The organism is Endozoicomonas ascidiicola, assembly GCF_001646945.1.
In the GTDB taxonomy this organism is placed as follows: domain Bacteria; phylum Pseudomonadota; class Gammaproteobacteria; order Pseudomonadales; family Endozoicomonadaceae; genus Endozoicomonas; species Endozoicomonas ascidiicola.
On the sequence record NZ_LUTV01000002.1, the window covers coordinates 314,746 to 336,752 of the forward strand.

Annotated in this window: 20 protein-coding genes; 12 read left to right on the forward strand and 8 right to left on the reverse strand. The window is 47.8% G+C overall.

What is annotated here, in order from left to right; all coding sequences use genetic code 11:
• Nucleotides 1–351 precede the first annotated feature (351 nt).
• On the forward strand, nt 352–1,425 hold the full coding sequence (locus AKL11_RS05470; RefSeq protein WP_067515608.1) for a patatin-like phospholipase family protein: 1,074 nt from the start codon (nt 352–354) through the stop codon (nt 1,423–1,425).
• A gap of 585 nt (nt 1,426–2,010) precedes the next feature.
• On the opposite strand, the gene AKL11_RS05480 is transcribed toward AKL11_RS05470, so the two are convergent.
• Nucleotides 2,011–2,649, reverse strand: a complete 639-nt coding sequence (locus tag AKL11_RS05480) for an arylesterase (protein WP_067515977.1) — start codon at nt 2,647–2,649, stop codon at nt 2,011–2,013.
• A 64-nt stretch (nt 2,650–2,713) separates the two neighbouring features.
• Here AKL11_RS05480 and AKL11_RS05485 point away from each other — a divergent pair, with 64 nt between their 5' ends.
• The 3 genes from AKL11_RS05485 (at nt 2,714) to AKL11_RS05495 (ending at nt 6,501) form a co-directional block, all read left to right on the forward strand.
• Nucleotides 2,714–3,382 carry an ABC transporter ATP-binding protein gene (locus AKL11_RS05485; protein ID WP_067515976.1) on the forward strand — a complete coding sequence of 223 codons (669 nt, stop codon included), beginning with the start codon at nt 2,714–2,716 and terminating at the stop codon, nt 3,380–3,382.
• Complete coding sequence (locus AKL11_RS05490) at nt 3,379–5,934, forward strand: ABC transporter permease (protein WP_095210205.1); 2,556 nt, start codon at nt 3,379–3,381, stop codon at nt 5,932–5,934. Before AKL11_RS05485 ends, AKL11_RS05490 begins: the two co-directional genes overlap by 4 nt.
• A gap of 171 nt (nt 5,935–6,105) precedes the next feature.
• Complete coding sequence (locus tag AKL11_RS05495; RefSeq protein WP_157673429.1) at nt 6,106–6,501, forward strand: hypothetical protein; 396 nt, start codon at nt 6,106–6,108, stop codon at nt 6,499–6,501.
• Between the two features lie 104 nt (nt 6,502–6,605).
• Here the strand turns inward: AKL11_RS05495 and fliO are convergent, their stop codons facing one another.
• On the reverse strand, nt 6,606–6,932 hold the full coding sequence (gene fliO, locus AKL11_RS05500) for a flagellar biosynthetic protein FliO (protein WP_157673430.1): 327 nt from the start codon (nt 6,930–6,932) through the stop codon (nt 6,606–6,608).
• Between the two features lie 243 nt (nt 6,933–7,175).
• The gene (locus tag AKL11_RS05505) at nt 7,176–7,571 is read right to left on the reverse strand and encodes a phnA protein (protein ID WP_067515612.1); all 396 of its coding nucleotides are present in this window, start codon (nt 7,569–7,571) and stop codon (nt 7,176–7,178) included.
• Nucleotides 7,572–7,657: 86 nt separating this feature from the next.
• On the opposite strand from AKL11_RS05505, the gene AKL11_RS05510 reads away from it, so the two are divergent.
• Nucleotides 7,658–8,323 (forward strand): N-acetylmuramoyl-L-alanine amidase, encoded by a 666-nt coding sequence (locus AKL11_RS05510; protein WP_067515613.1) that lies wholly within the window; start codon nt 7,658–7,660, stop codon nt 8,321–8,323.
• A 15-nt stretch (nt 8,324–8,338) separates the two neighbouring features.
• On the opposite strand, the gene AKL11_RS05515 is transcribed toward AKL11_RS05510, so the two are convergent.
• Nucleotides 8,339–8,686, reverse strand: coding sequence for a hypothetical protein (locus AKL11_RS05515; protein WP_067515614.1), 348 nt, complete (start codon nt 8,684–8,686; stop codon nt 8,339–8,341).
• 505 nt (nt 8,687–9,191) lie between these two features.
• Here AKL11_RS05515 and AKL11_RS05520 point away from each other — a divergent pair.
• The 3 genes from AKL11_RS05520 to AKL11_RS05530 are packed head-to-tail and all read left to right on the forward strand — an operon-like array spanning nt 9,192 to nt 11,941.
• Nucleotides 9,192–9,503 carry an antibiotic biosynthesis monooxygenase family protein gene (locus AKL11_RS05520; protein ID WP_067515615.1) on the forward strand — a complete coding sequence of 104 codons (312 nt, stop codon included), beginning with the start codon at nt 9,192–9,194 and terminating at the stop codon, nt 9,501–9,503.
• A 40-nt stretch (nt 9,504–9,543) separates the two neighbouring features.
• A complete protein-coding gene (locus tag AKL11_RS05525) occupies nt 9,544–10,746 on the forward strand; it encodes an MFS transporter (RefSeq protein WP_067515616.1) in 1,203 nt (400 codons plus the stop codon).
• A gap of 1 nt (nt 10,747) precedes the next feature.
• Nucleotides 10,748–11,941 (forward strand): class I SAM-dependent rRNA methyltransferase, encoded by a 1,194-nt coding sequence (locus tag AKL11_RS05530; RefSeq protein WP_067515617.1) that lies wholly within the window; start codon nt 10,748–10,750, stop codon nt 11,939–11,941.
• Nucleotides 11,942–11,948: 7 nt separating this feature from the next.
• On the opposite strand, the gene AKL11_RS05535 is transcribed toward AKL11_RS05530, so the two are convergent.
• Complete coding sequence (locus tag AKL11_RS05535) at nt 11,949–12,605, reverse strand: histidinol-phosphatase (protein ID WP_067515618.1); 657 nt, start codon at nt 12,603–12,605, stop codon at nt 11,949–11,951.
• A 330-nt stretch (nt 12,606–12,935) separates the two neighbouring features.
• On the opposite strand from AKL11_RS05535, the gene rppH reads away from it, so the two are divergent.
• Nucleotides 12,936–13,430: an RNA pyrophosphohydrolase gene (gene rppH / locus AKL11_RS05540; RefSeq protein ID WP_067515619.1), complete on the forward strand. Its 495-nt coding sequence runs from the start codon at nt 12,936–12,938 to the stop codon at nt 13,428–13,430.
• 49 nt (nt 13,431–13,479) lie between these two features.
• The gene (ptsP, locus tag AKL11_RS05545) at nt 13,480–15,792 is read left to right on the forward strand and encodes a phosphoenolpyruvate--protein phosphotransferase (protein ID WP_067515620.1); all 2,313 of its coding nucleotides are present in this window, start codon (nt 13,480–13,482) and stop codon (nt 15,790–15,792) included.
• Nucleotides 15,793–15,794: 2 nt separating this feature from the next.
• On the opposite strand, the gene AKL11_RS05550 is transcribed toward ptsP, so the two are convergent.
• Both AKL11_RS05550 and AKL11_RS05555 read right to left on the reverse strand, forming a co-directional pair.
• A complete protein-coding gene (locus tag AKL11_RS05550; protein WP_157673431.1) occupies nt 15,795–16,265 on the reverse strand; it encodes a DUF2541 family protein in 471 nt (156 codons plus the stop codon).
• A gap of 28 nt (nt 16,266–16,293) precedes the next feature.
• A complete protein-coding gene (locus AKL11_RS05555; RefSeq protein ID WP_067515979.1) occupies nt 16,294–17,082 on the reverse strand; it encodes an NRDE family protein in 789 nt (262 codons plus the stop codon).
• A gap of 75 nt (nt 17,083–17,157) precedes the next feature.
• On the opposite strand from AKL11_RS05555, the gene AKL11_RS05560 reads away from it, so the two are divergent.
• Nucleotides 17,158–17,973, forward strand: coding sequence for a carbon-nitrogen hydrolase family protein (locus tag AKL11_RS05560; RefSeq protein WP_067515622.1), 816 nt, complete (start codon nt 17,158–17,160; stop codon nt 17,971–17,973).
• Here the strand turns inward: AKL11_RS05560 and ppk1 are convergent.
• The gene (gene ppk1, locus AKL11_RS05565) at nt 17,963–20,161 is read right to left on the reverse strand and encodes a polyphosphate kinase 1 (RefSeq protein ID WP_067515623.1); all 2,199 of its coding nucleotides are present in this window, start codon (nt 20,159–20,161) and stop codon (nt 17,963–17,965) included. The genes AKL11_RS05560 and ppk1 overlap by 11 nt on opposite strands.
• Before the next feature lie 298 nt (nt 20,162–20,459).
• Here ppk1 and AKL11_RS05570 point away from each other — a divergent pair, with 298 nt between their 5' ends.
• The gene (locus AKL11_RS05570) at nt 20,460–21,974 is read left to right on the forward strand and encodes an anthrax toxin-like adenylyl cyclase domain-containing protein (protein WP_067515624.1); all 1,515 of its coding nucleotides are present in this window, start codon (nt 20,460–20,462) and stop codon (nt 21,972–21,974) included.
• Nucleotides 21,975–22,007: the final 33 nt, after the last annotated feature.

The following is a 22,007-nucleotide window of genomic DNA, read 5'->3' on the forward strand; positions in this document are numbered from 1 at the left end:
GCTTTTCACCCGATCTAAGTTGTATTGTATCGTACCGTTAGAGCCATAACTGACAACTGCTTTATTAAAGTAAGAGCCTATTCGTATATTTACGTTTTTCTTATCATCAGTGCTTAGGGCGGTATTTTGCTGGCAAGGAGATGATGTTCTATCTGGTGGGTTCATTTCAGAGCTGCCTAATATAATTTTTAGTAGTCTTCGATTGAGTATTCAAGTGCCGAAAAAGTTCATGGATATTGCAGACGCATACAAATATTTAAAATAAGTCGTTTGCATGTGTGATGGGCTAGCTTTGTCGAGTTCTCTCCAAATAGAATGTACAGGTTTTTAATATAATAAAAGGCAGTGCTGATGGAAAAGCTTCTGGATATTCAGGCGGGAGCAAAGGCTCTGGAGCAGATCCGGTCTGAAGGTTTACCACAAGAAAGCATCAAAGTGATGGTGGGCGCCTCCGGTGGGCCAAAATGGTTTGTACTGAGTGGCCTGGATAAAGCTCTGCTTGGCGAATACTTTCGGGATCGTAAAACACCTCTTGATCTACTTGGCACCTCAGCCGGCAGTTGGCGCTTCAGCTGTTACGCACAAAATGATCCACTGGCGGCGCATGAACGATTTGAAAAAGGGTATCTCTATACCAATTATTCTGACAAACCAACACCAGAAGAAATCAGCACAAAAGCCCGTGAGTTAGTGGAGACAATGGTAACTCCGGAGAGTGTGGATCAGATTCTGAATAATCCCGTCATGCGTTTTAACTTGATTGCAGACAGGTGCCATGGCCTCACCGCATCAGAAATTCAGCCTGTTCAAATGGCTGGTCTGGCGCTGGCTGCTACTGGTAACTTGATCAGTAGAAAAACACTGTCTTCTTTTTTTACACGCACCCTTTTTCATCACCCAGCCTATCAAAATGAAGATAAACCGGCTTTTTTCAATCCGGACGATATGCTTACTGAGCCGGTGGTTTTCACGAAAGAGAATATTGTGGATGCCATCATGGCATCCGGTTCTATTCCTGCGGTGATGCAGGGGATTCGTAATATCAGTGGCGCCCCCCCTGGCATGTACCGTGACGGTGGGATTACCGATTACCACTTCGATATGCCATTTAATCACGGAGAAGGGGTGGTTCTGTATCCTCACTTCTATTCCCGAATGATTCCTGGCTGGTTTGATAAGGCACTAAAACATCGCAAGCCTTCCGCTAAAAATACAGATAATATCGTTTTGGTGTCCCCTTCCCAGTCGTTTGTAGACAGCCTTCCCTATGGAAAAATTCCAGACCGTAACGATTTTGCCAACTTGTCTTATGAGGATCGGGTGAAGTATTGGGCGAAGGTTGTTAAGGAAAGCCAACACTTGGGAGATGCTTTTCTTGAGCTGGCTGCTAATGGAGGGATTCGTCAGCAAGTGGTGCCATTGTGAGTTGAGTAATGTTCGTATATTGAACTAAATGATTGGTCATGTTGTCCACTATATCCAAAGGATTTCAAGTTGCTGCGCGTGCGCGGTCAACAAAGTAGCAACTTGAAAAACGATGGGTATATAGCTGTTTTAATTTGCCTCTAAGGGTATGTTGTGGACATTTATCAAATCGATAATCTGTATTGTGTGTTCAACTCCGCGCCAATTGGAATGGCGTATGAGCAGGCTAACGCTATTAGTCCAACGATTGATCTTACACGTTATGAAAAACAGAGTGACGGTCAATTTCTTGGTTATTGTGTAACCAGTGCTCTGGTGGGTTTTTGTACAGTGGACCGCTCGATCCTGTCCACTGACAATGGAACTCAGGGGCTGAGTATGTACGAATGTCGGCCTGTTTATTCCGTTCATCCATGTTACATATCTCCAGACCCAAGCTCGACAGTTCCACAGCTCAATCACCCACCAATGATGGCTGCGGAAAATAGCCAAATTTCCGATCTAATGGAAATTGTAGACAGAGAGATTCGGTCTAGTCCAAATGAGAAGAACGCCGAGAGGAGATGACGGGGTTTTCAATTAAAGTTAGTTGGTCTTCTGTCGTACTGAATGCTCCAATGTCTGCCATACATTCTCCAGCAAAATAGGCTGAGCATCTTCTGTCGGATGAATACCATCCGGCTGATTTAATAGTTCATCCCCTGCCACGCCATTCAAAAAGAATGGAATCACCGGCACATCGTATTTTTTACCCAGCTCGTGAAAAGTTTCTGTAAAACGTCGTGTATACACCGGTCCGTAGTTGGGTGGGATCATCATTTCAAATAGCATAAGGTCAGCATTGTACTCACGAGTCAGGATGATCATCTGCTCAAGGTTGGATTTCAGAGTTTTCAGGGGCTTTCCCTGCAGGCCGTCGTTAGCACCGAGCTCAAGTAATACCAAATCCGGTTTGGTTTGCTCAAGGGTTTTTTGGTAACGACTCAGGCCGCCAGAGGTGGTTTCACCACTGATGCTGACGTTGAGCACTTTCCAGGGGTATTGGTGCTGGTCAATTCTCTGTTGTAGCAGATGAACCCAGCCACGATTTAAATCCGTAAGACCATAAGCTGCACTGAGACTATCGCCATACACCAGCAGTGTTTTTTCCGCCGCTGAAAGAGTCAAAGAAAATAACGATAGCAGGGTAAAGGCAAGCACCCTTCGAACCAGGGATTTATTCATGAATACTATTTCAACTAACATTTCAAACTCTATTAACGAAAATACGGCTGACCATCGGATTGTCATGGCGGTTTCGGCGTCCAGTCTGGAAAAAACGGTCGTGACCCGGGATAACTCGCTCACCATCTTGTCCGGACTTGACCTTGAGATCAAGTCTGGCGAATCGGTGGCTATCGTCGGGACGTCAGGCTCTGGTAAATCAACCTTGTTGGGCATTCTCGCCGGCTTGGATTTGCCCAGTTCGGGCACCGTGTCGTTAGCCGGCAAGCGAATTGATGCGCTTGATGAAGATGCACGGGCAAAGGTACGCGGTGAACATACGGGATTTGTCTTTCAATCCTTTCAGCTGCTGGCAAATTTGACCGCTCTGGAAAACGTCATGTTGCCCCTGGAGCTTGCTGGTGTGGATAACCCGGAAGAACGAGCCAAATCGTTATTGGTGCGGGTGGGTCTTGAGCACCGTCTTACTCATTATCCAAAACAATTATCTGGCGGTGAACAACAGCGGGTTGCTATTGCCCGGGCATTTGCCGGCGAGCCGGAAATACTGTTTGCCGATGAACCCACGGGCAACCTTGATGAGCACACTGGTGAAAGCATCATCGAGCTGCTGTTTGAAGTAAATCGTGAGCGTGGAACCACCATTATTCTGGTGACCCACGATATGGATCTGGCCAGACGTTGCCAGCGGGTGTTGAAACTTCATGGTGGAAAACTGGAGGCGCAGGTATGAGTGGCGCTGCTGTGAATAACTCTGCCAGGCCAGTTACCCACAATCCGTCGTGTACTTCAAGGCTATCCTGGGCAAAACTATCCTGGCGGTTTTTACTGAGAGACTGGCGTTCTGGTGAATTGTGGTTGCTGGTGGCGGCATTATTGATGGCGGTCACCGTCAGTACCGCCATTGCTTTATTCAGCGATCGGCTGCAACTGGCACTTGGACGACAGGTGGCTGAAGTCATGGGTGCGGATATGGTTATCCGCAGCTCGAGACCAGTTCAGGAAAGCTTGCAAACCGAGGCCCGAGAACAGGGCTTGCAGTTATCCACAGTGTTGGAATTTCCGTCAGTGGTGATGGCTGGGGAGGAGATGCAAATGATCTCCGCTAAGGCTGTGGAAAATAATTATCCACTGCGTGGCCATATTCGAACCGCAGACCAACCATTTTCACCTGATCAAAGAGTAGATGACATTCCTCAGCCCGGCACCGCATGGTTGGAACCAAGATTGTTTCCACTGCTGGGTGTGGATATAGGCGACAAGGTGATGCTGGGCAATACCTGGCTTACTATCACCCGGGCAATCACGCTTGAAACCGATCGTGGAGGCGATTTCTATAGCTTTTCGCCCCGGTTAATGTTCAATCTTAATGATCTTGAAAGCACGGGGATTATCCAGCCGGGCAGCCGGGTCAGTTGGAAAGCAATGCTAGCCGGTGAGCGTGATCAGCTTGAGGGTTTTAAAGCCTGGGCAGAACCAAAGCTCGACGACAGTGAGAGATTAATTATGGCGGACGACAGCCGCCGTGATCTTCGGGATTCTGTGGTTCGGCTCAAACAGTTTCTTGGGCTTGCCAGCATTGCCGCCATGATGCTGGCAGGTGTTGCTGTGGCCATGGCCAGCCAGCGATTTGCGGAGCGACGTTTTGATAGCTGTGCCGTCATGCGTTGTCTTGGTGCCAGCCGTCAACAGGTGTTGCGTTTGCTGGTGGGTGAACTGGCACTGGTGGCATTGCTGGTTGCTCTGCCTGGTGTTTTCTCAGGGTGGCTCTTGCAGGAAGGGTTGGTGCAATTATTAAAAGGCATCCTGCCAGCCTGGTTGCCCGAAGCCGGTTGGATGTCAATGGTGGTGGGTGGTGCCACCGGCGTTATCACGTTGGCAGGCTTTGGTCTGGCGCCATTGCTCCGCCTTCAGGCGGTTTCTCCGCTTCGGGTATTAAGACGTGATCTGTCGCCTGCTCCGGCAGCTTCATGGTTGGTTTACGGCTGTTCGCTTCTGGCGGTATTTCTTCTGCTCTGGTATCACACTGGCGGATTAATGATGGCACTGATTCTTGCGGTGACTTCTGGTGTGGTTTTAGTGCTGATATCGCTGGGGATTCAATTTGCCCTTGGCTATTTTGGTCATCGCCACAGTGCTGCCGGGATACCGGTTTTCTGGCGACCGGCAGTGAGTCGGATCATTCAAGGCAAAGGCAAAACATCTGCCCAGTTACTGGCGTTTACTCTGACGTTTATCGCCATGGCCATTGTGCTGGTTCTGCGCACCGACCTTCTGGATCGCTGGCAGAATGATTTACCAGAAAATACGCCAAACTACTTCGCTATGAATATCCAGCCAGCAGAAGTCGAAGCTTACGGTGAGTTTCTTGCTGAGCATCAGGTGGATACCAGTCAGTTGTATCCAATCATTCGTGGTCGTTTAATTCGGTTGAATGATCTGCCGGTGCGGGAAGCGGTTTCAAAAGATGAGCAAGATGATCACACTTTGAATCGTGAGCTGAATCTGACCTGGTCCGAAAATCTGCCCGAAAAAAATCAGCTGGAAGCTGGGCAATGGTGGGAGTCGGGCAGTAATGATGGGTTATCCATTGAATCCGAACTGGCTCAGAGGCTGGGGATAACAATGGGAGATCGACTGACGTTTATTGTCTCCGGCACCGAATTTACTGAAACGGTCAGCAGTATCCGAACGGTTCAGTGGGAATCCTTTCGTCCAAACTTTTACATGATCTTCCCAAAAGCGGTGTTGGAGGATTTACCGGCAACCTGGCTTAACAGCTTTTATCTGGGCAGCGATAATAAGCTATTACTGAACGAATTGATTACCCGTTTCCCAACCATGACGTTACTGGATTTGGATTCGGTAATCCGTCAGGTTCAAGTCATGTTGGCGCAATCTACGATTGCTGTGGAAGCCATGCTGGCCGCGCTATTAATCGCTGGCCTGCTGGTTATGGTATCAGTAATCGAGTCCACTATTGATGAGCGGCTCAGGGAAGGTGCGCTGATCCGTTCACTGGGCGGAACGAGACGACAGCTGCTGCTTATGCAGGTGGGTGAGTTTATTCTATTTGGTATTCTGGCCGGTTTGTTAGCGGCTACGGGTACAGAACTGGCTACCTATTTCTTAACCACAAAGGTCTTTGAGTTAGCCTGGCAGCCGGTGTGGTACATCTGGCTGGCATTGCCACTGTTCGGCGGTGTAGTTTTAGGCGGTGTGGGTTGGTTGGGCATTCGTCGTGTTGTCAGTGAATCACCTGCAAATATTTTGAAAGAAGTGTGAATGAAAATGATGTTGATCAAAAAACAAACAGCACTCTCTTTGTGTAGTGTTAGTAGGGGGTAAAGGGATTTATCCACAGCTCATTCAATGGGTTGATCAGGAAATCTGTGGAAATAGTTCACAGATTTCCGTTATTCTGGATAAATGAGTAACTTCATGGAGGAGGTCAGTATGGAACAAGCCCATCAGCAGCGAATGGACGTCAACGACACACCATTAATGCCCATTGAAGATGAGTCTTATCTTTGTCTGCTCTGTCTTAGAAACAGCACTGAGCGGATCGCCATGCTCTATTTCACCTACATAAGGCTACGTCAGCAAGTTTCCGGAGATACGCCTACGGTTTTAATTGGCATGTTGCTTGTCTTGCAGGAAAAGCGGAACAGCCTGCAGGAAAAGCTGGAGAGTCATTACCCAGAGAAAATGGCAGCTGGTCTCTGGCATGACAGCAGTGAGCAAATGAGCAAACTAGACTTTTTGAGTGATGAGAGTCGGGAGTCCCTTCAGCAGATCTGTATCAGTGAAATAAAAATGGTGGTGCTGATATCAGAAATGGCGAACAGATGAGAATTTTATGTGGATAACTTTGCGGAGTTTTTGTTAGTAACTTGTGTGTTAGTTGTATAAGTCTTTATCAGAGGCCTGATGAATAACTGCTAATTTACGTTATTTCACTCAGGCTTTTTCTTTAACAGGCTGCGAAACTGATCGGCCAGGGCTACTTGTTCTTTTTCTGGTTGCTCTTTTACCACAGGCTCATCATATTCTTTTAATAGAGAAATACTTTGAGGCGTGATACCGATCAGTAAATCCTTTCCCCCAACTCTGATGAGGGACAGCTTTGATTGTGTGGATAATTGAGTGCTGGACAGAATTTCGATCTCTTTACTCATGCCCATCGTGGACAGTTTGGGGTTAAAACGTTTGACCAGCCAGGCAATCATGAAAATCAAGGCGATCACCATGAGCAAAGGCATCATAATTTGTATGAAGTTCATTTCAGCTACAGGCTGAGCAGTCTCTTCCGTATCAGCCCAAAGCAATCCCGGAAGAAGAAATATGCACGATGTGTATCTAAATAATCTGATCATTCTAAAACTATAAAGCTCATTCGCCCGTAAGAGCAAGCGAGAGAAGCTTTTTATAGAAAAAGCAGGCGAAGAGTTCGCTGGTACTTTTTAGAAGCTGTTTACAATCTTTCTCATCGTTTTCGCTATTCGCAAAAGATCATGAACAGCTTCTTAAATCGAATCAGCCCATGCTTCTACCTCGGAATCAAGATAAGCGTGCTCAAGTGCATCCGCAGCCCAGTCCTGAGTTGTGGATAAATTTCTCAACTGCCTCAGAGAAACCACCTGAACCGCTGGTACTTCACTCCAGATACCTTTTGCAGCACAACGCCAGTGATGAACATTAATACGTTTTGGATTTTCCAGCTGATCTTTGCAGGTTTCGCAAATCATCAGACAATGGTCGTAATCCGGCTCATTGGGAACCGGCTCCACTTCATAAATCGACAGTGAGACGCCAGAAGCTTCACAGGTTTCGCACTTGGACTTTGCCCGGCGAGCCAGATCTTTGCCCAGAAGGTTCAGGGCATCTTTGCGCGCCTGATGTTTTTGCAGGCCTTTGGCCATCTTGATAACTCCGAAAAAATAATGGGTCTTGAAGAGGAGGTTAATTCAGGCAATGATAAATCAAAACCCTTTTCTGAGAGACGGTAATGTCTTTAACGGTAAACAGCCTGAAAACGAAAAATCGAGATGACTGGGAGATTCCCGTGGAGTTTCTGGTGCTTCACTACACGGCTGTGAACCTTGAGGAAACGCTGGCGCTTTTCACAAACCCAGAGTCGTCAGTTTCTTCCCATTTGGTGATTGATATAACTGGCGATATTTATGAGCTGGTGGATTGCCTTGATGGCAGAGCGTTGCGAGCATGGCATGCCGGGGTCAGTGAGTGGGCCGGCATGACGGGGTTGAATGACTGCTCAATTGGTATTGAGTTGGTGAACTACAATGGCAATGTATTTTCATATACCGAAGCTCAGTACGGTGCTCTAAAGCAGGTAATGTCGCAACTGAAAAAACACTACCCCAATCTTGCGAACCCAGAACGTGTGGTAGGGCATGAACACATTGCTGGCTTTCGTGGTAAGGCTGATCCGGGATTGTGTTTTGATTGGCTGCGGTTTTATCAGGAAAACTATCCTGAAGTAACTGCGCCGGATCGCCAGTCAGTGTGCCCTGTCGATCTCCAGAGCAGTCTTGTGATGCTCAGTAAAAGTGAGCCTGAATCGCCGGAAGCAAAAAGTGACTTCTGGCGTTCTACCAGTTTACTGACTGAAACCACCATTCGCCTGATTCAACAGGCATCCAACGCTGATTAAATAACTGATTAAATATTAGTGTAACGTCGTCTCCACCGCCTGAGCAGCATCTGTCGTTGGCTGGATATTATTTTCAAGACATTCCAGAGTGGCCAGCACGGTTTCACGGATAATCTCTGTATCTTTATTTAACTCATTGTATTTCACAATACTGACCAGAATTTGTGCCAGCGGATAACTGCGTAAATTATTTTTAATCTCCACCGGTTGCATGTTGGCTGCAGCCTGTTCGACAAAATCATTGGCGCCGTGGGTAAAACCTTTATGAGCTGATTCCAGAAGGTCGGTTAGCGAATGATCCGGGGTTTTGCCCATGAGAGAATGGAGTAACTGGAACATGGTTTCTTCGTTATTATCAGACATCAGTACAGCTCCTCGTTGTGTTCTCGACAAGACTAAAGTCCTTAAAGCTGTGGATGAATTCGTAGTTCCCCTGATACGATTATGGGTAATGGTTAGTCTTCCCTCGGGTTTCGGGAAAGAAAATAGAAAAAGTAGGGGCTTTGGATTGGTAGTTAGCGCTTTCTTTAAATAGACTGCAGCTTCACATAAGAACAACGAACTAGGGGGCGTTACCAACTGGTCATACAACCAGCCACCCATGATTTGCGCTAGGCAAGGCACGAGCTGCGCTGTGTGGTTATTCCACATAAGCAGCGAGTAACGCTGTATGGCGCAAATCATGGGTGGCCCTTCGGGTTGGTTATACAAACACTCATGCTGCGTTGAACGATTTGAATAGGGAACCACCATGCCCTGCATCGTTCGCCTTTATGCCCTTTGGGTATTGCCTGAGTGTTTGTATAACCAACTGGCTGGATGACCAGTTGGTAACGCCCCCTAAAACAGGCCAAAGGCTGAGACGAAAATGTCACTGATTGCTGATACGCCAGAGCCACCTTATTTCGCGGTTATATTCACCTCACTCAGAACACCTGTGGACATCGGCTACTCTCAAATGGCTGATCAAATGATGGCACTTGCAACACAGCAGCCGGGCTTCCTTGGAGTGGAATCTGCCAGAGACGAGGCAGGCATCACGGTTTCTTACTGGGCTGATCTGGAATCCATCAAACATTGGAAAGACAACATTGAGCATCGCAACGCTCAGAAGCTTGGTCGTGAGCAATGGTATTCGTCGTACAAAACAAGAATTGCAAAAGTTGAGCGCGACTATTGAATCAGAAGACTGACCAGAAGAGAGAATCAGGTAAGCCGTCATGATTGAAGCACGTACTCACCGTTTCTGGCGAGCCACTTTGGCTCTGAGCCTTGGCTCCTTTATGGTATTTTCAAACCTCTATATCAGCCAACCTCTATTGCCAATGCTGGCGGATAACTTTCAGCTGTCGCCTGTTGAGGCAGGGCTGAGTTTTACCATTGCCACGTTTATGCTTGGTTTGTCGTTGTTGTTTTTCGGGCCAGTGTCTGACGCTATTGGGCGAAAGTCGTTAATGATCGGCTCTATGACCGGTGCTGTTTTATGCGCAGCGCTGATTTCACAGGTGAGTGATTATGAGCACATGATTGTGCTGCGTGCAGTACAAGGTTTTTGTCTTGGGGGCCTGCCGGCTATTGCTATCGCTTACATGGGTGATGAATTTGCGAAGCCCGCACTCACGTTGGCTGTGGGCATTTATATCAGTGCCAACTCCCTTGGCGGTATCAGCGGCAGATTGATTGGTGGCTTTGTTGGTGACTGGTTTGGTTGGGCTGACGCCTTTTTATTTATGGCGATGTTCAGTTTGATTTGCCTGACTATCTTTGTGTATTGGCTGCCAGATTCCAAAAATTTTCAGCCAGCACCGCTTAAGTTTCGAACCATCTGTTGCGATCTTTTTGGGCACTTGAGAAACCCGCTGTTGTTGGTGCCCTTTCTGATTGGCGGGTTTAACTTTTTCATTTTCGTCAACCAATATACCTACGCTACGTTTCTGCTGTCCGAGGAGCCGTGGCGATTGTCGTCCAGTTGGTTGGGTATGTTATTTCTGACGTACCTCAGTGGCACCATGGGGGCCGCGTTTTCTGGTCGGCTTTCCGGTTTATTTCCACAACCTTTGATTATGGCTGCCGGTGTCTGTCTGATTATTCTGGGGTCTGGCGTAATGCTGACTCAGTCGATCGGCTGGATCATTTGTGGGTTTCTGATCAATGCCTTTGGTTTTTTTGTTGCACATTCCAATGTCAGCAGCTGGGTCAGCCATAATGCAGTGAGTGCTAAAGCCAGTGCATCGTCGCTTTATTTAGTGTTCTACTACCTTGGAGCCAGCACGGGTGGTTTTTATCTGGGTATCTTCTGGCGCTGGTCTGGCTGGAGCGGTGTCATCTATGGCTCATGGATTATTTTGTTGATAACACTGAGCTTGTCTGTCTGGCTTTACTGGTATTCCCGTCGGCAGCCGTTTAAATCAAAAAGGTTATAAAATGTTGATAAAAAGATTACGGTTGAAGAACAAAGCAGATCGCCGTCTGAAATTCGGTCACCTGTGGATATACAGTAATGAAGTGGACACCAAAACAAGCCCGCTGAAAAGTTTCGAGCTTGGTGAGCAAGTGCTGGTGGAAAACGTCAATGGCAAAGCGTTAGGGATTGCCTATGTAAACCCGAACAGTTTGATCTGTGCTCGGTTGGTCAGCCGTGATAGTGAACAGATGCTGGATAAATCACTGTTGGTGCATCGTATCAACATTGCATTGAGTATGCGGGAGCGATTGTTTGATAAGCCCTTCTATCGATTAGTTTACGGCGACAGTGACGGCTTGCCCGGTTTGGTTGTGGATCGTTTTGGTGATTATCTGGTGGCACAGATATCCACAGCGGGTATGGAAAACCTGCGAGATGTTGTTATCGATGCGCTGAATAAGGCCCTCAAGCCAAAAGGCATTCTGTTCAAAAATAATGGCAATGGACGCAAGCTGGAAGATCTCACGCAGTACGTAGACGTTGTCTCTGGTCAAGTGCCAAATGTGGTCATGCTGGAAGAAAATGGCGTGAGTTTTCAGGCACCGGTGGTGGAAGGCCAGAAAACCGGCTGGTTTTATGATCACCGAATGAATCGTGATCGTTTACGTCCTTATGTTCAGGGTAAGCGAGTGTTGGATGTTTTCAGTTATGTGGGTGGTTGGGGTGTTCAGGCGGCAGCGTTTGGGGCAGATCAAGTCACCTGTCTGGATGCTTCTGCATTTGCTTTGGACAGCGTGCATGCCAACGCCGAGCTGAATGACGTTCAGGACAAAGTGGAAACCATTGAAGGCGATGCATTCGAAGCGCTGAAATCCCTGAAAAGTGCTGAAGAACGCTTTGATGTGATCATTGTCGATCCACCGGCGTTTATTAAAAAACGCAAAGATATCAAAGTGGGTGAACAAGCCTATCGTCGTATTAATGAGCTGGCTATGCGTTTGCTGGATAAAGATGGCTACTTGATAGCGGCATCCTGCTCCATGCATTTGCAGCGAGAAAATATGGTGGACTTGCTTCGTACAGGCAGTCGGAATATTGGTCGTAATCTGCAAATTCTGGAGCAGGGGCATCAGGGGCCGGATCACCCTGTTCATCCGGCCATTCCTGAGACCGATTATATTAAATCGATTTTTACTCGTTTGACCCCGTATTAATGAGTTATTAACGAAAGTCCATCACTGTCCAGCCCTGATCTCTGGCGATACTCTCGAGCTCCGGATCAGGATTGACAGCGATGGGATGATCTACCTGTTTCAATAGCGGCAGATCGTTTTTTGAATCGCTGTAGAAATAACTGCCTGCCATAGAATGCTCGGGGTGTTTATCGAGCCACTGTTGCAGGCGAGTCACTTTGCCATCCTGAAAGGTTGGCGTTCCCACGATATTGCCGGTGTAGCGGTTATCTTTGATTTCCAGATCGATCGCCAGCATCTCGTCAACGTTCAGCTGTCGTACTATTGGTTCGGTGATAAACCGGTTGGTGGCGGTGATGATCATAAGAAAGTCGCCTTGTTCCCGGTGCTTCTCGATTTGTGCTTTGCCTTTCGTCAGCATGATCGGGTTGATAACTTGCTCCATAAAGCGGTCATGCCATATCGCCAGTTCATCAAGGTTCATCTGCGTCAGTGGCTTCAGGCAGAAGGCCAGATATTTATGGATATCCAACTGACCCTGCTGGTATTGCTGGTAGAAGTAGTTGTTCCCTTCCCGGTAGATCTCTGAATCAACCAGCCCATTGGTGGCAATAAAATCGCCCCACAGTGCGTCGCTGTCGCCGGCGATGAGGGTGTTATCAAGGTCAAAAATCGCAAGAGCCATGGGGAATCCTTAAAAGCAGGTTCTTATTTTGCTGGTATTTTCTTTGAGAGTGCGCCGATGCGCCAGCAGTTCTTGCGTTAAAATAGAGAATCAAGGGATTACAGCTGCCAGGGAATATTCCCAAAGTTCTTGAAATGCCTGTTTGCTGAGAACTGGCAGTTTGTGAAACAATGCGTGATAAGAAATAATTTAAGTGGTTGCCGAATAGTGGTTGTGTTTATTCCTTTTCATAGGCACGTTTTATGCGACGATCCCTTGCTGGATGCTCGTAGGTTGTAATGAACTGAAATAAGTTGCACTGCATCGAGGTGACCCAAAGGTAACCAAAACGTGATTGATAATGATGGATTCAGGCCCAATGTGGGCATTATCCTCGCAAATCATCACGGTCAGGTATTGTGGGCACGGCGAATCAGACAGGATTCCTGGCAGTTTCCCCAGGGCGGTATTAACGACGGGGAATCACCGGAAGATGCAATGTACAGAGAACTATTCGAAGAGATTGGTCTCTGTCCCGGGGATGTGGAAATCCTGGGTTGCACCCGTGGCTGGTTGCGCTATCGTCTGCCTCGACGGCTGGTGCGCAGAGAACAGAAGCCTCTGTGTATCGGGCAAAAACAGAAGTGGTTTTTGCTGCAGCTGGTAAGCAATGAAGACCGTATCCGGGTTGACCATACCAGGTCACCGGAGTTTGATGGTTGGCGCTGGGTCAGCTATTGGTATCCCCTTGGTCAGGTGGTGTCGTTTAAGCGGGAAGTGTATCGCCGGGCTTTAAAGGAGCTGGTGCCAAGGATTGCAAAGCTACAGGCCAGTGACGATGGCTAAGCTTTTAAAAAACGAGTAATTCTAACTTAAAACAGGGTCTTTAACTGACATGCTGAATACCCTGCGCAATATTGTTCAGGAAGTCAGCGCCGCCTCCGATCTCCAGATGGCTCTGGAGATCATCGTGCAGCGGGTGCGTGGCGCCATGGAAACTGAAGTTTGCTCGGTTTATCTCTTCGATCCTGAAAATTCCACCTACACGCTAATGGCTTCAGAAGGTTTAAACCCTGAAGCGGTTGGTCAGGTGACCCTTGCCCATTCCGAAGGTCTTGTAGGGCAAGTGGGGCTGCGTGAAGAGCCCATGAACCTTGAAGACGCGGCATCCCACCCCAAATTTCATTACGTCCAGGCAACCGGTGAAGAACGTCTTACGTCTTTTCTTGGGGTTCCCATCATTCATAACCGTAACCCGCTAGGGGTTATGGTGGTTCAGCAGGTTGAACAGCGTCGTTTCGATGAGCACGAAGAGGCGTTTCTGGTCACCATGTCTGCCCAATTGGCCGGTGTCATTGCCCATGCACAGGCAACCGGTTCCATCACGATGGTGACCTCCACCCTCACAACGACTTCTGCGCCGGCGAAGAAAAAGAAAATCGCGCGTTTTAAAGGCAGTGCTGGTTCAACGGGTGTCGCCATTGGCCATGTGGTTGTGGTTTCTCCGCCAGCGGATTTGAGCTCAGTGCCTGATCGCACCTGGAAAGATCTTGATCAGGAGTTAACGCTTCTTGGTGATGCACTGATTGCCGTTCGTGCAGAAATGGAAGATACCGCTACGCGGTTGGCCAGTCGTTTACCTGAAGAAGAGCGTGCTCTTTTTGATGTGTATCAGCGCATGCTGGATGATCGTGCTCTTGGTCAGGAGATTCGTGATCGCATTCGTGCCGGCGCCTGGGCTCAGGGTGCTCTGCGTCAGGTAATTGAAGAGCACGTCCGTAATTTTGAGATGATGGATGATCATTATCTTCGGGAACGTGCTGCGGATGTGCGGGATCTGGGGCGGCGAGTGCTTGCTTACCTTCAGCAGGGTGAGCATGCTCGGGTTGAATATCCGGAAAATACGATTCTGATCAGTGAAGAGCTGTCACCGGTCATGCTGGGCGAAGTGCCTCAGGATTCTCTGGCGGGTCTGGTTTCTATCCGGGGTTCTGGTAATTCCCACGTTGCGATTCTTGCCCGCGCTTTGGGCGTGCCCACGGTGATGGGCGTCGTTGATCTTCCTTTTCATAAGTTGTCCGGTAAGAAGATGATTGTCGATGGCAATCTTGGGCTGGTGTATTCAACGCCAGCGCAGGAGCTTCTCGACTATTATGTTGAAGTGGTTGAAGAAGAAAATCAGTTCAGCAAAGGGCTCGAAGCCATTGCTGATTTGCCCTGTGAAACTGTGGATAAACATCGCATTTCACTCTGGGTGAACACCGGCTTGATGACGGATACTATTCGTTCATTAGATCGAGGTGCCGAGGGCGTTGGGCTATACCGGACAGAAGTGCCCTTCATGGTTCGGGATCGTTTTCCCAGTGAATCTGAACAGGAAAAAATTTACCGTTACCAGTTAGAGTCGTTTCACCCGCGCCCTGTCACGATGCGAACGCTGGATATTGGCGGTGATAAATCCCTCAGCTACTTCCCTATTAAAGAAGACAATCCATTTCTGGGTTGGCGTGGTATTCGGGTTACTTTGGATCATCCGGAGATTTTTCTGGTACAAGTGCGCGCCATGCTGAAAGCCAGTTTGGGTTTGGATAATCTGCGCATTATGCTGCCGATGATTTCCAGTGTTTTTGAAGTGGAAGAAGCCCAACATCTAATTCATCGCGCTTATGAAGAAGTTCTGGCAGAAGGCTGGTCTGTTAAAATGCCGCCGGTTGGTGTGATGATCGAAGTACCTGCCGCCGTTTATATTGTGAAAGATCTGGCGCTTCGGGTGGATTTTCTGTCTATAGGCTCCAACGATCTCACGCAATATTTGCTGGCTGTGGATCGAAACAACCCCAGAGTTTCTGACCTATATCATTCATTCCATCCCGCCGTATTAAAAGCGCTGCAATCGGTGGTCAATGATGCTCATGAGGCGGGCAAAACCGTCAGCATTTGTGGTGAAATGGCTGGCGATCCGGCGGCTGCTGTTCTGCTGGTGGCTATGGGGTTTGATATGCTTTCCATGAGTGCTGTGAACCTGCTGAAAGTGAAGTGGGTGCTGCGGAAAATCAGCATGGAGCGGGCTCAGGAAATCTTTGCCGAATTGCTCCAACAGGATAATGCAGAGTTGATTCGAAGCTCTCTGGAACTGGCTCTCTGCAAAGAAGGCGTTGGTAAAGTATTGGGTATCAAAAGCCGTCGCTTTTCGGAAAAGCCCGCCTGACGCTACTTGACGGGTATGCCCTGCAATTTCAGCACCACCGGGTTTGACGCCTGTTGCTGCATCTTGAATTTATAAGACACTTCCACTCTTTTAATTGGGCTTTGCTGAGCGTTGACCAGAGGAATCATTTGAGAGTACTCATAACCGGAACTCTCTGTGGTACTGGCTTTTAAGGTTTTCTGCAGGCCAAAGTGAAAAACATCACCATTCACCAGATACACTCTGGCTTGATGCAAAATGATGCTCCCTTGTGAAATATGAAATCGCAGCTTGGCAAAGCTTTTGTCACTGTTGGGCACGATGGTTAGAGAGCTCTCACTGAACCGTGCAGGCGCAGAGCCTAATTCAATCCATTGATGAGCCTGCGAAGGAACAATGGCGAAGACGGTAAAAGGTAATGTTATCAACAACGGCAGTAAAAGACGGATAGGACGGATAGGACGGATAGGACGGATAGATTGTGCAGCCATCATTCAACCTCAGACAACTTATCAACAGCCTCTAGCTTAGTTCATTTGTTTTCACTGTGTTGATACGAAAGTTTTGCCTTTCACCCACTACGCCTTTAGGTAGATAGTTTTGTTCCGTCCATTGAAGAATGCCTTCGTCATTCAGAACTAAAACGCTGGTATTGCGGGTTCCATAATTAGGGCTGGCAATGAAGCAACTGGATAACAGTTTCTCCAACTCTTTGCCAACACCGGTGTCTGGAAGTTGCTCGATCGATGGCTGAGTGCTGTCGTGCATCAGCTCGACTAATTGGTTACTGTCAATGGATGCCGTTTGAGAGATAGCATGGGAAAAATCGTCCTTTGCCTTGATCAATTTGGGCCAGGGCGTATCCAGCAGGTGATTGGTAAGACCATAGATACCTGCTGGAAGAGGTGCTATATCTATATCACCAGCGCGATTACTGAAATAGTAAATGCCGGTGTTATCCATCACCAGTAGATTAAACCCTGACCACTGGTTTGCTTGCTGTTTAATGCCGTGCAGATAGTCGTGAGCACTTTGAGAGCCTGTCACAAAGTTATTCACAAGCTCACCCCGTGATCGCGCTGTTGTTACAGATGGCATTTCACGATAGTTGGTCACAGCCGCAAAGCGGCTATTTTCATTGATGGCCAGCCAGCTGCCGCCGGCTTCAAGGTCGCGTCCGCCAAAGACATCGGGGTGGTCATCCCAATACTGGACGCTGTCAGTCGGGCGCTGATAAAACTCATCACGATTAGCGGCAAGAATCAGTGGCGTAGCAGTGTCGGGTTGCCAGGAAAAAACAATGAGGCACATGTCGTTCTTATTGGTAGTGAAAGGTACTCTCAAGAAAGTACCATTCAATCCACCGTCAGGCATAGGAAAATAACAATGAATCGTCTTGTATCCGCTGTGGTGCAGTTGAATTCAGGTGCGGACTTTGAGTCCAATCTGAGCATTATTGATGATGCGTTAAACGGTTATGTGCCGAATACGCTGGATATTGTCCTGCTGCCGGAGTGTTTTGCCATGCTGGGTAGCTCTCAGGTTGCGTTCTCAGCACATTCTGATGAGGTAATGACATGGATGTCGCAGACAGCCAAACGGCTTGGGTGCTGGTTGGCTGGCGGCTCGTTGCCAGTATCCGTTCATGGCAGTGACAAGAGTTATGCTTCCTGTCGTGTATACAGCCCGGAAGGAAAAGAAGTAGCAGTGTATAACAAGATGCATCTGTTCGATGTCGACGTATCGGATAATAAAGGAAGGTATCGGGAGTCTGATGATTTTGAACCGGGTAAAGAGCCTGTTTTGGTGGATATAAGGAAAGCCAGGATTGGCCTGTCTATTTGTTATGACCTGCGATTTCCAGAGTTATATCGTTATCTGGTTAATCAGGGTGCATCCATCCTCACGGTGCCTTCTGCGTTTACCAAAGTGACCGGTAAAGCCCACTGGGAAGCTCTATTAAGAGCCAGAGCCATTGAAAATCAATGTTATGTGTTGGCAGCTAACCAGGCTGGCACGCACCCGGATGGCCGGCAAACTTATGGTCGCAGTATGATTATTTCGCCTTGGGGAGAGATATTGGCAGAAGCACCGGAAGAAGGTGTCGCCGTAATAACAGCTGAGTTGGATTTAGAAAGGCTGGCTGAGATCAGGCAACAGATGCCGTGTCTCAGCCATCAGCAATTCAATATTACTCGGTAGCGGCAGGTTTGTTGGCGATGATAGCGAGCGTTTCCATTAAACGCTCCTGGGCATTCCGACGACGCTGGTTGCGTACCGGTCTGTTCTTTTCATACTCGCCATCACTTTGTAATTGCCAGCTCCGGGTGTTGTCGGTGAGATAATAATCCAGCTCTTTTTTCACCCGTGCCGCCAGTTTTGGATCTTCAACCGGGAAGCAGGTTTCAATCCGCATATCCAGATTACGGATCATGGCGTCAGCACTGGAGCAATAAACCAACGCATCGTCTTCACCATTTTCAAAGTAGTAGATGCGGGTGTGCTCAAGGAACCGCCCGACAATGGATCTGACACGAATATTATCCGACAGCCCTTCAATGCCGGGCCGTAGACAACAAATACCGCGCACGATCATATCGACCTCAACCCCCGCCTGAGAGGCTTTGTAGAGGGCTCGGATAATATTGGATTCCGTCAGCGAATTGATTTTGATGATGATACGAGCCGCTTTGCCTTCTTTCGCTCTATTGGTTTCCTGATTGATCAGATCGATCAGGTTCTTCTTCAAGGTAAATGGCGCATGGAACAGCTTGCGAACACGAACCGCACGGCCCATTCCCGTCAACTGGTGGAAGATTTTATGGACGTCGTTGGTCAGAATCTTGTCACAGGTGAGCAAGCTGTAATCGGTGTAAAGTCGAGCATTACCGGCGTGATAGTTTCCGGTGCCAAGGTGGGCGTAACGTTGTATCTGTCGTCCTTCCCGGCGAACAATCAACATCATTTTAGCGTGGGTTTTATAACCAACCACACCATACACGACAACGGCGCCTGCTTCCTGTAAACGACGGGCCAGCGCCAGGTTTTCTTCTTCGTCAAAGCGGGCACGGATTTCTACGACAACTGTCACTTCCTTACCCTGGCGGGCAGCTTCTACGAGAGCATCCACCATTTCGGAATGTGCGCCGGTACGATACAGCGTCTGGCGAATAGCCAATACATCCGGATCTTTGGCGGCTTGACGCAACATATCCACAACCGGCGTAAACGACTCAAAAGGATGGTGCAGCAGAATATCCTGCTTGCCCACCAGATCCATTACGTTGTTGCCATGTTTGCGTTTGCTGTGCAGGCCTTTTGGATAACCCGGCGTGAATGGGGGAAACGTCAACTCTGGTTTGTCGTTGGTGTCGCAGATGGAGATCATGCGGGTCAGGTTTACCGGCCCATTCACTCGATACAGTTCTTCTTCCTTCAGACCAAACTCATCCAGCAGAAAATCCACCAGAGGCTGTGGACAGTTATCCACCACTTCGAGACGTACGGCTTTACCATAACGTCGGGAAAGCAGCTCACCCTGCAGCGCTTTGGCAAGGTCTTCTACTTCATCTTCCAGATCAAGGTCACTGTTTCGGGTCAGACGAAACTGGTAGCAGCCTTTGATATCCATGCCCGGAAACAGATCTGCCGCATGACGATGAATGATGGAAGAGAGGAAAACGTATTCATTCTCGCGACCCTCACAAACGTCCGCTGGCATTTTCACAATACGAGGCAATGAGCGTGGGGCCGGGATAATTGCCATACCGGTATTACGGCCAAAGGCATCCTTTCCTTCCAGAGAAACAATAAAGCAAAGCAGCTTGTTGGTGAGTCGTGGAAATGGATGAGCAGGATCCAGCCCGATTGGGCTGATAATGGGCATGACTTCGTGATAGAAGAAGCGTTTGATCCATGCCTGCTGCTTTTCAGAAAGCTCATTCCGGCGCAGAAAGCGGATGCCTTCCTCTCTTAGACTGGGCAGAAGACTTTCATTCAGAATCTGGTATTGCAGCTCGACATATTCTTTGGCTTTCTTGCTGATTTCTTTGAGAACCTGCTGCGGCCCCATACCGTCCAGACCAACCTGTTCACGGGAGAAGTCCACCTGTTGCATCAGTCCGGCAACCCGGATTTCAAAGAACTCATCAATGTTGGAACTGAAAATCAGCAGGAAACGGAATCGCTCCAGCAATGGGTATTCGTCATTCAGTGCCTGCTGCAGAACCCGGAAATTGAAGGCCAGGTGGCTGAGTTCGCGGTTAATATAGTAATCAGGGTTCTGATAGTCAGTAACTTTTGGGGCGAGTGTTTTGGGGGCAACGGGTTCTGTCACTTCCGAAGGCTGGGCCTGGGTGTCCTGAACATCCGATTGTTGGGGATTATCCATGTGACCTCTGTGTAACGAAAAAGCCGTAAACAAGGTGGTAAAGCCGGACTTTCAATGATTAAAATCTGTTCGGCGAACAAACAATAAATCGGAGAAGAAACTTTTGAGCATAAAATCCTTAGATGACAAAACAAAGGAAACTATGCAGATCGTTATCTATTTTATTCTAACAGATTTCTATTGAGAATATTGCCGTCTTTCAATTCTCGTCCTTTAAGGCTGATGCTTAACTCGAAACCTGCCGATAGTTGAAATATGTCTGGATATTGAAATCCTGCTGAGTTAATGGAATGGTGGCATGTCAGTAGATAATACAGGGCCCAGAGCAGGTTTTTCTCAAAGCCCATCAACATCTTTTAGCCATGAGGCTGGCAAAAGTTTTGGTCGCAAGACCACACCGCATAATGTAAATAAGAGTTATATCAAAGACGCCTCCAGTAGGGTTAATAGCACCAGAAGGCCACTTAGAAATTATGCGGTGGCTGCTTTTTCAGATACGCATACCCAATCCGCTCTTTCTATGAGACCCAGGGCTGCTTCTGATCCTAGGCCAATTAAACAAAGCGTGTTCACTGGGATGCACAAGAACTGGCAATCTACCAGCAGTTTGCCGGGCGTTACGGTAGAACCACTAGACCTTAAAAATAACCTGTTTTTAAAAGCGGAAGGTAAAGAGCTCAACTCTCCCCCCTCATTTACTATTGGCAATCTGGGCGCTACCAACATTTTTAAAAGAGTTGCACTTGCGACAAGAAGCATCATCAGACTAAAAAAACAGGTACAGAGAGAGCCTGAATTAGATAAACAAGTTCTGATTGGCATGGAAAACGTGGCGAGTTATAAGAATCAGGGAATTCCACGACGTTACCTTGAGCAGTCACAACGAGTGGCAAATCAGGAAGAAACCATTATTGCGTATCGACCGGTTGAATCAATTTATCGTACATTAATTGAAGAAGGTTATGCATCCAAAGGACTGAATATAAAAGGAAAATCTTCGAATTGGGGGCCGATGGCGGGGTTCGTTCCCAAAGATCAGTTCTTTAGTAAGTTATCCGGTGATCCTGTGAAAGTAACAAAATATAATCAGCTCAATTTAGCCGCAATCAAGCAAGGGCATGCTGTCAGTGAGCAATTATGCATTTCAACAAAAAGGCTTGAGGAACTGACGAGTCTTGGGCAATTGAGTGATAGGCAGATCATTGAGCCTTTCGGTGAGTATGTTGCCGGTCTTTCCTTCACAAGCCTATCTCCCAATGGATCTACAGAACATTTTGAGGCTTTTCAGCGGCAGGACGATCAGTGGGAAATATTTTCAGGAGCGGGTTCTGAGCGGAAACCTTTAGAGGTGCTTCCGGTGATTGCGGATTTTGATCTGCTGTTCGTTCATGCCAAATATGAATCTGTGGATCTTGGTCAGCAAGATAGAGTTCAGGGTTTTGATAAAGAATTAGGGTTTATATCCAATAGAAAAAAAGACGTTATTACTGCACTTAACGACGCATTTGCTCGTGGAGAAGACCGAAATATGGTTCATCATGGTGCGGATACTCATAATCCGGTGTCTGAAATGTCAATCAATCTACCAACAACCGTTTTTATACCTGAGTCAATGCAGAGCAAGATGGGTATTTATAATGACTCACCGGTACTAATCAAAACGGAAGAGGAGTTGGGGCGGTTTTATCGCACCATGCGGGACAGCGGTATCCACATCGAAACAAACCCATTATGGGAGAGATTGCAGGCAGTCGCGAAAGAGCCTTTGGATGCAAGAATTGAACAATTTGGAGGGCGCAGGGAATCAAAATGAACCGTTACTTTTGAAGAGATAGCCGAAGTGACT